General features: G+C 58.6%; 10 protein-coding genes. 7 read left to right on the top strand and 3 right to left on the bottom strand.

Annotation, left to right across the window (positions count from 1 at the left end):
* Positions 1-2: 2 nt before the first annotated feature.
* From moaB to GS630_RS16365, 3 genes are all read left to right on the top strand, one after another.
* Positions 3-545: a molybdenum cofactor biosynthesis protein B gene (gene moaB / locus GS630_RS16375; protein ID WP_171620979.1), complete on the top strand. Its 543-nt coding sequence runs from the start codon at positions 3-5 to the stop codon at positions 543-545.
* A 106-nt stretch (positions 546-651) separates the two neighbouring features.
* Complete coding sequence (locus GS630_RS16370; protein ID WP_171179428.1) at positions 652-2100, top strand: efflux RND transporter periplasmic adaptor subunit; 1449 nt, start codon at positions 652-654, stop codon at positions 2098-2100.
* A 5-nt stretch (positions 2101-2105) separates the two neighbouring features.
* Positions 2106-5507 carry an efflux RND transporter permease subunit gene (locus GS630_RS16365; protein ID WP_171620978.1) on the top strand — a complete coding sequence of 1134 codons (3402 nt, stop codon included), beginning with the start codon at positions 2106-2108 and terminating at the stop codon, positions 5505-5507.
* On the opposite strand, the gene GS630_RS16360 is transcribed toward GS630_RS16365, so the two are convergent.
* The gene (locus GS630_RS16360) at positions 5504-5923 is read right to left on the bottom strand and encodes an NUDIX hydrolase (protein ID WP_171234983.1); all 420 of its coding nucleotides are present in this window, start codon (positions 5921-5923) and stop codon (positions 5504-5506) included. The genes GS630_RS16365 and GS630_RS16360 overlap by 4 nt on opposite strands.
* Before the next feature lie 4 nt (positions 5924-5927).
* Positions 5928-6740: a protein-disulfide reductase DsbD domain-containing protein gene (locus GS630_RS16355; RefSeq protein WP_171179060.1), complete on the bottom strand. Its 813-nt coding sequence runs from the start codon at positions 6738-6740 to the stop codon at positions 5928-5930.
* 144 nt (positions 6741-6884) lie between these two features.
* Here GS630_RS16355 and GS630_RS16350 point away from each other — a divergent pair, with 144 nt between their 5' ends.
* On the top strand, positions 6885-7439 hold the full coding sequence (locus tag GS630_RS16350; RefSeq protein WP_171179061.1) for a YqgE/AlgH family protein: 555 nt from the start codon (positions 6885-6887) through the stop codon (positions 7437-7439).
* Here GS630_RS16350 and GS630_RS16345 read toward each other — a convergent pair whose 3' ends face one another.
* Positions 7440-8390, bottom strand: a complete 951-nt coding sequence (locus GS630_RS16345) for an L-threonylcarbamoyladenylate synthase (protein ID WP_171179430.1) — start codon at positions 8388-8390, stop codon at positions 7440-7442.
* Between the two features lie 139 nt (positions 8391-8529).
* On the opposite strand from GS630_RS16345, the gene GS630_RS16340 reads away from it, so the two are divergent.
* From GS630_RS16340 to GS630_RS16330, 3 genes are read left to right on the top strand one after another with little or no spacing between them, the layout of a single operon-like run.
* Positions 8530-10233 (top strand): acyl-CoA dehydrogenase, encoded by a 1704-nt coding sequence (locus tag GS630_RS16340; protein ID WP_171179062.1) that lies wholly within the window; start codon positions 8530-8532, stop codon positions 10231-10233.
* Positions 10233-11279: an MBL fold metallo-hydrolase gene (locus tag GS630_RS16335; RefSeq protein WP_171179063.1), complete on the top strand. Its 1047-nt coding sequence runs from the start codon at positions 10233-10235 to the stop codon at positions 11277-11279. The genes GS630_RS16340 and GS630_RS16335 overlap by 1 nt, the downstream gene beginning before the upstream one ends.
* Positions 11280-11285: 6 nt before the next feature.
* Complete coding sequence (locus GS630_RS16330; RefSeq protein WP_171179064.1) at positions 11286-11738, top strand: DUF6173 family protein; 453 nt, start codon at positions 11286-11288, stop codon at positions 11736-11738.
* Positions 11739-11786 lie beyond the last annotated feature (48 nt).

The raw sequence follows: 11786 nt of genomic DNA, 5'->3' as shown, positions 1-11786 counted from the left end.
AGATGTCACGCATTGACGAAAGCAAAAAGTTCATCGCGGTTAAAATTGCCGTGTTGACAGTCTCGGATACCAGATCACTGGACGAAGATCGCTCGGGCCAAACTCTGGTGGACCGGATTGAAAAGGCGGGGCATGTGGTCGCTGATCGCAAGATTGTTCGCGACGAACGCGATCAGATTGCCGATCAACTGCGCGCCTGGGTGGCGGACGATCAGATTGATGTCGTGATCTCGACCGGGGGCACAGGTCTGACTGGGCGCGATGTGACCGTCGAGGCCCATCGGGACGTCTATGAAAAAGAGATCGACGCTTTCGGCACCGTGTTTACACTTATCTCGATGGAGAAAATCGGCACCTCGGCGGTGCAGTCACGTGCGACGGGGGGTGTTGCCGGTGGTACATACCTGTTCGCACTGCCCGGCAGCCCGGGCGCCTGCAAGGATGCGTGGGACGGGATACTCGAAAAACAGTTCGATTATCGCCATCGCCCCTGCAATTTTGTGGAAATAATGCCCAGATTGGACGAACACCTGCGACGGAAGTAGACTGGTCGTACGTTCAAATCCGTGTAACCGCTTTGTGGCTTGGCATAATTCGTGATCCAGCTACATGTTAGGAACGGCAGCTTGATGCAACCGGGGTAACTGATTGATGCGATTTTTGCGGCAAAGTCTGGTCGGTATTTTTCTGGCGTTTCTAACGCTGGCTTTGCTGTTTGTTGCGACACAAATCATCGTGGGCGCGGTGCAGGACGCTCTGACGCGTGACGACGCAGCGCCACCCGCGCGCGAAAGGGTTTTTGCAGTGTCGGTTATTCAAGCTGAAGCGGAAACCGTCACCCCCTATCTTGAAGCGTTTGGAGAAGTCCAAAGTCGTCGCAGATTGGAATTGCGTGCGGCGCTGGGCGGGCGCGTGGTTGCGCTGGCCGAAGACTTTGAGGATGGCGGTACCGTCTCGGTGGGTGAGGTGCTGGTTGAACTGGACCCGGCGGATGCGCAATCCGCGTTGGATCGGGCTAAATCCGATCTTTTGGATGCTCAGTTTGAAGAACGCGATGCCGAACGCTCGTTGCTACTGGCGCAAGACGAGTTGAAATCAGCCGAGGCGCAGGCGGACCTGCGTGAACGGGCGTTGCAACGCCAACGTGACTTGCAATCCCGCGGGGTTGGTGCCGCTGCCAGCGTGGAAGAAGCTGAGCTGGCAGCGACTTCAGCGCAGCAGGCAGTTCTGGCCCGCCGCATCGCGCTGGCGCAAGCGGAATCGCGTGTTGATCAGGCTACGACTTTGCAGGCTCGTGCGGTCATCACATTGGAAGCGGCGGAACGCGATCTTGAAGATATGACAATTCGGGCTGGGTTTAGCGGCACTTTGACCGATGTTACCTTGGTGGAAGGGCGTTTGGTATCTGCCAATGAAAAGCTGGCCGAACTGGTCGACCCCAACGCGCTTGAGGTGGCTTTCAGGGTATCGACGGCGCAATATGTTCGACTGTTGGGTGAAAATGATCTTCTGATCAACGCACCCGTGACAGTGTCGTTGGAAGTCACCGGCGCTGATCTGAGCGCAGCCGGTCAAATCAGTCGCGACAGCGGCTCTGCCGGAGAAGGGCAAACCGGGCGGTTGATCTATGCCCGCCTGCAAGCGGCTTCGGGCTTCAAGCCGGGCGATTTTGTTACTGTTTCGGTGCAAGAGCAGCCGGTTGAAAACGTCTATCGCCTGCCATCGTCTGCACTGGATGCGTCGGGCACGGTTCTGATCTTGGGCGCGGATGACCGGCTGGAAAGCCTGCCGGTGCAGTTGGTCCGCAGGCAAGGGGATGAAGTTTTGCTGCGGGGTGACGGGCTTGAGGGGCGCGAAGTTGTCATTGGACGCACGCCTCTGCTGGGGTCCGGCGTGCGCGTAAGACCGTTGCGCGTAGAAGCCGGGGCGGATCCAGACATGGTTGAGTTAAGCCCATCGAAGCGGGCCGCACTGGTGGCCCAGATCGAGGCCAGCGAGACAATGCCGCAGGACGAGAAATCACAGCTTCTGGGCCAATTGCAGGAAGCGCGCGTGCCGGCCTCGTTGGTGCGTCGCCTTGAAACCAAGGCCGGGGGCTAGGCGCCATGATGCGCGAGATACCCGGCGCGGCGGGCGGCATTCTCAGTTACTTCACGCGCCATCGGACCGTTGCCAATCTACTGTTGTTGGTCATGCTGGTTCTGGGCGCGGCGGCCATTCCCAACATGCGGGCGCAGTTCTTTCCCGATGTGGTCTTGGAGCGCGTGGATGTCACCGTTTCGTGGGACGGTGCCGGGCCGGAGGACATGGATGCCGGCATTGTACAGTTGCTGGAGCCTGCACTGCTGGCCGTTGAAGGGGTGACCAGTACCGAGGCTAGCTCCCATCCGGGTTGGACCCGTGTCAGGCTGGAGTTCGAGCCAAACTGGGACATGTCCCGCGCGGTCGAGGAAGTCAGAACCGCCGTAGACGGTGTGTCGGACCTGCCGGAAGGGTCAGAAGAGCCCGAAATCAAACGCGGTGCCTGGCGTGACCGCGTAACGGATCTTGTCGTCAGCGGTCCCATTGATACCAATCAATTGGCGAAGATGACGGACGAGTTGATCAATCGTCTTTTCGCTGCAGGTGTAACCCGTACGACCATCCGGGGCATTGCGGCACCACAGATCATCGTTGAAGTCACGACCGCGCAGTTGATTATCAATGACATCTCCATGGCAGATATCGCCGCGGCGATTGAGTCCGAAGTAAATACCGATCCTGCCGGAGCAGTGGAGGGCGCCGGTGCGCGTATACGGGCGGGAACAGAAAAACGCACACCCGAGCAAATCGAAGGTATTGCGCTAAGGACAAATACAGATGGATCGAAACTGAAGGTCGGCGATATCGCGACGATTCGGGTCGAAGGGGTTACACGGCAACGAAGCTATTTTGTTGGCGATGATCCAGCTATGTCGATCCAAGTTGACCGGTCAAACCAGGGCGATGCTATCGAAATCCAGCACACGGTTGAAGATGTCGCCCGCGAGATGCAGGCCAGCGTACCCGAAGGTGTGAAGATCGAGTTGATCCGTACCCGGGCCCAGGCCATCACCGACCGGCTGAACATTCTTGTCGACAATGGGCTGATGGGATTGGGCCTCGTGGTCTGCCTGCTGTTCCTGTTCCTGAATGCCCGCATTGCCTTCTGGGTTGCTGCGGGTATTCCCGTGGCCATGTCGGCTGCCATTGCGCTGATGTATCTTGGTGGGTTGTCGTTGAACATGGTCTCGCTGTTTGGCCTGATCATTACCCTCGGTATCGTGGTGGATGACGCCATTGTGGTGGGCGAACACGCCGATTTCCGCGCCCGTCGTCTGGGCGAGCCGCCTGTGGTGGCGGCTGAACGTGCGGCCAGGCGCATGGCGATGCCGGTTCTTGCAGCGACCGTCACGACAGTGATTGCGTTCTTTGGTCTGACTCTGGTGGGTGGTCGGTTCGGAGAGCTTATCCGCGATATTCCTTTCACGGTGATTGCGGTTCTTATTGCGTCGCTGGTTGAATGCTTTCTTATTCTGCCCAACCATATGGCGCACGCGATTGCGCATTCCGCCAAGGAACACTGGTACGATCTACCGAACCGTGTCGTAAACCGGGGCTTCCGCTGGGTGCGGGACCACTTGTTCCGTCCGTTGATCGCCTGGGTAATCTGGGCGCGATACGTTGTTGTGGCTTTGATGATCGCTATTCTGGCCAGTCAGGTTGCGTTGTTCATCCGTGGCGATGTGAACTGGCGATTTTTCAACGCGCCTGAACGTAGCTCAGTCAGTGGCGGGTTCATCATGCGCGAAGGCTCGACTCGGTCGGATACGCTGGAAATGATGCGCATTTTGCAGGACGCCACCGACGAGCTGGGCCAGATTTATGAAGAACGCTATGGCCAGAATCCGATTGAATTTGTTCTGGCCGAGGTCGGGGGCACCGCGGGCCGTGGATTGGCGGCGGCAGACGGCAAAGACGGCAGCGTGCTGGGCGGGATTTCGATCGAATTGATTGATGCCGACCTGCGGCCCTATTCCAGTTTTGAGTTTGTGGGCGAATTGCAGGACTTCGTTCCACGGCACCCGAGTGTCGAAGTGTTGACTTTCCGGGGCTGGCGGTCCGGCCCCGGCGGCGACGCCATTGACGTACAATTCTATGGTTCTGACGTGAATGTCCTGAAGGCGGCGTCAGAAGATCTGAAGACCGCATTGTCGAAATTCCCCGAGGTTTCGGCGCTGGAAGACACTCTGGCCTATGACAAGGAAGAGTTCATTCTGGATCTTACGGCACAGGGGCAGGCCCTGGGCTTTCGGATCGAAACGCTGGGCCGCGCGTTGCGCAACCGCCTGAACGGGATCGAGGCCGCCACCTTCCCCGATGGCCCGCGCAGCACTGAAATTCGGGTTGAATTGCCCGAGGGCGAGCTGACGGCAGATTTCCTTGAACGTACTCTGATGCGTTCACCGGATGGGGTTTATGTGCCGCTGGCCGACATCGTTTCCGTCGAACGCAAAACCGGGTTTTCCATCGTCCGGCGCGAGAATGGCCTCAGGGTGGTTTCGGTCACAGGTGATATTTCCGAGGACAACCCGGCGCGTGCAGCTGAAATCGAACGTGTGATGCAGGACGAGATTCTACCCAACCTTGCTGCCGAACGTCAGGTCGAATGGCGTATGTCGGGTCTGAGCGAGCAGGAGAACGAATTCTTGGCCGAAGCGCGCACCGGGCTGATCCTGTGTCTGACCGGAATCTACCTTGTGCTGGCCTGGGTGTTTGCAAGTTGGTCGAGGCCCTTGGTGGTCATGGCGATCATCCCCTTTGGCCTCGTTGGGGCGATCTGGGGTCATTACATCTGGGATGTGCCGCTTAGCATGTTCACGGTGGTTGGATTGCTTGGAATGACCGGTATCATAATCAACGACTCGATTGTTCTGGTGACAACGATAGATGGGTATCAGCAGGACCGGGGTCTGGTGCCGTCAATTGTCGAGGGCACAGCCGACAGGTTGCGGCCCGTTATGCTGACCACGCTGACCACGGTTCTTGGACTTGCGCCGCTGCTTTATGAGGGATCGCAGCAGGCGCAGTTCCTTAAGCCGACCGTGATCACTCTGGTCTATGGGCTAGGATTTGGGATGTTGCTGGTCCTGATCCTCGTGCCTGCCCTGCTGGCCATTCTAAACGATTTTGCGCGTCCAATGACCGCCATGCGCCGCGCCGCGCGCGCGCCAGATCGGGTGGTTCGGGTGGCATTGATAAGCACAGGCGCCGTATTGGCGATTTGGTTTGGTTTGACGATGGTCTGGCCCGCTGTCACCGGCGCGCCGCTTGGATTGTTGCAGGGTCTTTACCCCGGTGCAGAAGGAATTGCAGCTTTGCAGTTGGGGCTGGGCGCATTTCTGGCCGGGGCCGTGCCAATTCTGGGACTAAGTGTTCTGTTGTCCGGATTGCTCTATGGGCGGCTCAGCAGGTCAGCAGGTGTTTAACCCGCGCACAAAGCATATTCCATTAGATCGACAACTCGTGCGCTCATCGGCAGGTCGCCCTTGCGTATCTGGTCAATCGGAAACCAACGTGCATCCAGCGCATCATCACCGGCCTTGGGCGTGCCAGAGAGATACTGGCAGGCAACACTGACCAGAAGATAATGAGACAAGACCTGACCTTGCGGATCGCTTCGCAGCAGATCCAGATTTTTCAGGTAGTGCAACGGCTCTGCGATCACCGAGGTTTCCTCCTGCAACTCACGTTGCGCGGCTTTCAGAACGGTTTCACCCCATTCCACATGGCCGCCCGGAAAGCCCCACAAACCGGCATCTGGCTGTTTGCTGCGTTGCACCAGAAGAACCTGATCCTGATGCAGAACAACTGCCAAGGCACCGATCTTAGGAGTTCGGGTCACAAGCTCAGCCCGCGCTGCAGCCCAGAATATCGACCGCGTGATTGGCACCCAGAACGGTGATCCGAATCTCGGACCGGTCCAACGCAAACGGCGCGCCTGATGCGTTTACGATTTCGGATTGTGCCACCAACGTATCGCCTTCGCGCTGTGAGACCGGCTGCGAGGCCCAGAGAACAGGATTTCCCGGCTCGATCACAGCGACTTCGCGCCCCCCTGCAGAGGGCATCGTCACCCGAGCCTCGATCTGTATTCCGTCCTGCGTCGGAGTTAGGTTACAGGTGGCTTTGCTCACCCGGGCTTCTTGTGCTGAGTACGGGCGTTGCGCCATAGCCGCAGCAATTGCGGGGTTGCGACCGGCATCACCGTCCAGCGTGTGGTCAAAATCCAGACGTTCGGGGATGCACACGTCCTTGCAAACGCCCAGGTCCATCTCACCTTGCAGGCGGACGGGTTTCGCAGGGTTTCGCGGTGTAATTTCAATCGGCAGGATCAGCTGGTTTTCATAGCCGATCGACTGCAAGCCATTCTGGTCAAAAATCTCGGGCGCGGGCCAGGTGATGTCCACATGTCCAACGTTGCTTGAGCGTTTCCAATCGAACTGGGGTGGGATGCCCGCATCACCGGGCGCCCGCCAATAGGTTTTCCAGCCGTCCTTCAGGGTCAGCTTCAACGCGCTCAGATAGGTGCCGTTTGCGGTTCGACCGCCATCCAGAACATCCAGTTGCACCACTCCATCCAAACTCTGCGCGGTGGCAGGAGAGGATAGGGTCAGGCAAGCAAACGCAACGGCGGCTGTGGATTTGATCGACATCTTCATACACCATACATGCGCGGGCTGGGGCCGGATTCCAAGTCACGATCCGGTCACTGCAATGAAATCTGTCGAATTACCCGTTGTTCTCTTGCAAACACAGGGGTGGCGGGGCCATTGTTGACGTAATTGAGAAAGAGATGGCGGCCCATGGATCTGACCGGAAAACTGTTGATTGCGATGCCCGGTATGGGCGATCCGCGGTTCGACCATTCGGTGGTTTATATGTGCAGCTATGGCGATGACGGCGCGATGGGGCTGATCATCAACAAACCCTCGGACCTGCGAATAAAGACTTTGCTTAGCCAATTGGACATCGCGTGTCGTATTCCGGTTGTTGGCGAGCGATTGGTTCATTTTGGGGGTCCCGTCGAAATGTCGCGCGGCTTTGTTCTGCACAGCGCCGACTATGAAGCTAACCTTCATTCGATGCAGATTTCGGAAGAATTCAGCATGACTGCCACACTGGATGTTCTGGAAGACCTTGCTTCGGGGACAGGGCCACTGAATTCGATGTTGGCGCTGGGCTATTCCGGCTGGGGTCCGGGGCAGCTGGAAGATGAAATCGCCATGAATGGCTGGCTGACCACCGAAGCAACATCAAAGCTGGTCTTTGACGTGCCCGATGATGAGAAATGGGAAGCCGCTTTGGCCACTTTGGGCGTGGACCCTTTGACTTTGTCCGCCAGTGCAGGTCGCGCCTGATCAGCTGTCACGTGGCGCTGCAGCGCGGCGCAATCGGTCGTTGATGGCCGCACCAAGCCCGGCATCTGGAATCGGAGAAACCGCAATCGGTCGCCCGGACTTGTTCAGCTCATGCAGGGATGCAAAGAGGTTTGCAGCGGCCTCGGTCAGGTTGGCGTTCACGGACAGGTTCAGATCACAATCCACCGGTCCAAAGCCCAGCAAGACCTCCTCGCCGTGACGCGACGCGGCATTCAGGCGGACCGGCGCATCCGGCGCGTAATGCGATTGAAGCTGACCCGGAGCAGTCAGAAGATCACCGGACTGATGCACGTGCAGATGCACCCCCAGTTCCTGTTCGATCTGTTCCAGAGCGACCCCGCCGGGACGCAGCAAGGTAGGTTCTCCGGCCAGTCCGACGATGGTGGATTCCAGCCCGACGCCGCACGGTCCGGCATCTAAAACTGCAGCGATCTTGCCACCCAGGCCCGCCCATACATGATCGGCTGTTGTGGGGCTGATCAGACCTGACGGATTTGCCGAAGGCGCAGCGACCGGCCCATCAAACGCAGCCAACAAAGCTCGTGCGGTGGGATGCGCGGGTACGCGAACCGCCAACGTGTCCAACCCCGCCGTTACAAGCGCGGATATTCCGTGCCCTTCGCGTAGTGGCAGAACAAGTGTTAGTGGACCGGGCCAGAAAGCTTGAGCCAATTGCTCGGCCTGATCTGACCATTGCACAAACCTTTGCGCTGCACTGACCGAGGCGACATGGGCGATCAGCGGGTTGAAGCTGGGCCGACCCTTGGCCTCGTAAATCGACGCGACCGCCTGGCCATTGCGCGCATCGCCGCCCAGTCCATAGACTGTCTCGGTCGGCAGGGCGACCAGAAGGCCCTGACGCAGCAAGTCCGCCGCCCGTTCGATTCCGTCGGGATTCGCCGTCAATTCCTGAGTGCCGGATGAGATCATATCTGGTGACGCCGCGTTTTGGTTGCCTGAAATATTTGGAAGAGTACGTAATCGGTTCAGACCAACACGCTTACCGGCGCTTGCGTTTGATTCCAAGCCCGCCGATGTATTCTGATCCTCTAGACGTTCGAGAGTTGTCATGCCCTACCGCGCCCCAATCTCTGATTATCAATTTCTGCTGGACCATGTGGTCGGGTTCGATCAGGTCGCCGCCACAAAAACATTCGCGGATGCCAGCGCGGATGTGGTGAGCGCCATACTGTCTGAGGCTGGCAGGATGTGCGAAGAGGTACTGGCCCCGTTGCAACGCGCCGGTGATCTGGAGCCTGCGCGGCTTGAGAATGGTGTGCTGCGCAGCTCTCCGGGATACGCTGGTGGTTGGAAAGCGATTGCCGAAGGTGGCTGGGTCGGGATCAGCGCCGATCCTCAACATGGCGGTATGGGCCTGCCGATGACTGTCACCACTGCTGTGAACGAGATGATGAGCGCCTCGTGCCTGTCGTTGCAACTGGCACCGCTGATGGCACAGGGCCAGATTGAAGCGTTGGAGCATCACGCCAGCGACGAATTGAAGGCGCTGTATCTGCCTAAGATGATCTCTGGCGAATGGTCGGCCACCATGAACCTGACCGAGGCTCAGGCCGGATCGGATGTGGGTGCGCTGACGTCGAAGGCTGAACCGAACGGGGACGGCACATATTCGGTAACCGGGCAGAAGATTTTCATTTCCTGGGGCGACAACGACTTTGCCGAGAATATTTGCCATCTGGTTCTGGCGCGATTGCCCGATGGGGTACCCGGCACAAAGGGTATTTCGTTGTTCCTGGTGCCGAAATACATCCCGGATGCGGATGGCAATCCGGGCGTGGCCAATGATCTGAAAGTGGTTTCGGTTGAGCATAAAATGGGGCTGCACGGCTCACCCACCTGTGTGATGCAATATGACGGGGCCAAAGGCTGGCTCGTCGGCGCGGAACACGGTGGCATGGCTGCGATGTTTACCATGATGAACAATGCGCGTCTGGGTGTTGGCGGTCAGGGTGTTGGCGTTGCGGAAGGCGCTTATCAGCACGCATTGGCCTATGCGATGGACCGCAAACAGGGCAGGACGCCCTCGGGTACGATCATAGATCACGCCGACGTGCGCCGCATGATCATGGATATGCGGGCTGACATATTTGCGGCGCGCGCGATATTGCTGGCCAACGCAACCGCAATTGATATGGCGAAAGCAACTGACGACGCCGATTGGGCTGCGCGTGCGGCGTTGCTGACGCCAATCGCCAAGTCCTTCGGCGCGCGCACCGGTATTCGTGTGGCAGAAACCGGGGTGCAGGTGCATGGCGGCATGGGGTTCATTGAAGAAACCGGCGCGGCCCAGTATTCGCGCGATGTACGCGTCACGGCGATTTATGAAGGCACCGACGGCATTCAGGCCATGGACCTTGTTGCACGCAAGATGATGGACGGGGGCGAGGCCGCATCGAACCTTCTGGACGAGATCGAAGATCAGGCCGAGCGCGCCCGGGCAACAATGCCCGATTTGGCCGGTCCGGTCTGGGAAGCCAGCGAGACCCTGCGCGAAGCGACCGAGTGGCTGGTGGCGCAGAGTGATATGAATGACCGCTTTGCAGGCGCAACAGCTTATTTGCAGGCGTTTGCCCGGGTGTTGGGCGGGCATTACCACCTGACCGCAGCTCTGGCCGATCCGGATGGACCACGGGCCAAGTTGGCGCGATACTATATCTACGCCTTGTTGCCGGAACATTCGGGTCTTCTGGCGCGGGTGCAAAGCGGGGCGGATAGTCTGTTCGCGCTCAGCCTGGATGAGTTGGCCGCCTGATGGACGGGGATCGCGTTTTGGGAATCAGATATCCGTGGGACGAACCTCCCGCGACAGGCGAAGCCATCCAGATTGCCGAGGGGGTTTTGTGGATGCGTCTATCCCTGCCGATGGCTCTGGATCACGTCAATATCTACGCTCTGGATGACGGCGACAGTTGGACGGTGATCGACACCGGCCTGTCTTCGAACAAGACGCGGCGCATCTGGGAAACCCTGATGGGTGGCCCTTTGGCAGGCAAGCCAATCAGACGGGTGATCGTGACCCACCACCATCCCGATCATGTCGGCAATGCCGGATGGTTTCAGTCGGAACACGGGGCGGAGCTGGTCACAAGTCGCACTTCGTGGCTGTTTGCCCGGATGCTTACGCTGGATGTTCAGGAAACCTGGCCGCAGGAGACCTTGGATTTCTATCTCAGCGCGGGTATGGCGCCCGAGGTGCTGACCGCACGGATGAACGATCGCCCCTTCAATTTTGCCGATACGGTCTATCCCATGCCGCTGGGCTTTACGCGCATACAGCAGGGCGACGTGATCCGCATGGGCGGGCGGGACTGGGATGTGCATATGGGCAATGGCCACGCCCCGGAACACGCCACTTTCTGGAGCCGCGACGACAATCTGGTCCTTAGTGGCGATCAGATCCTCAGCTCGATCAGCCCTAATTTGGGTGTCTATGCAACCGAGCCCATGGCCGATCCGGTTTCGGCCTGGATGGAGGCGTGCGAGCGACTTCAGACACTGGCCCGGCCTGATCATCTGGTACTGGGTGGGCATAAGCTGCCCTTTACCGGACTGCCGCTGCGCATGAAGCAGTTGATCGAGAATCACCATAGCGCGTTGGAGCGTCTGCTGGACCATCTGGACGAACCCAAAGCTGCGGCCGACTGTTTCCTTCCACTGTTCAAGCGCACGATCCGCGAGGGCGAATACGGCCTCGCACTGGTCGAGGCGGTTGCACATATGAATCATCTCTACCACATTGACGCTGTGATCCGGACGCAGCGCGCGGACGGGGCTTGGCTGTATCAGCGCAAAGGGTAGAAAAGAATGCAGGACCAGATTGAAACCTCGGCCGAGGCCGCCGAAGCCGCCGCCTTGCCACGATGCCATGAGGTTCATGCCGATCCAAATGCTGAATCCGGCACTAAAACCCTGCCTGAGCCATTGAACAAGCCGGTTGAAACCAAAAGCCCCGCCCAATGGGCTTATGAGCGACTGATCATGTACATCCAGAACTTTGAAAAGACGCTGGATGGCGACCACGAGGTCGCAATGGGCTTTACCGGTGGGGATGCCGGCGTGATGCGGATCGAAGGCATGGGATATTTCGACCCCGATATGATCACGTTCTATGGTTCGGACGGGGCAGGGGCCCGCACGCAATTGGTGCAACATGTCAGCCAGTTGAACGTGATGCTGCGCGCATTGCCCAAATCGGTTGAAGACAAACCCGCCAACCGTATCGGGTTCCGTTTGGCGGCCGATCTGGAAGACAGCTGACTTGCAATTCACGCTTGCGCGCCTTTGAATGAATGCACCATTTCGGAG

Source organism: Ruegeria sp. HKCCD7303 (assembly GCF_013111185.1).
GTDB lineage: Bacteria > Pseudomonadota > Alphaproteobacteria > Rhodobacterales > Rhodobacteraceae > Ruegeria.
Note: the sequence above shows the minus strand (reverse complement) of the source record. Positions and strands in the feature narration are given on the sequence as shown.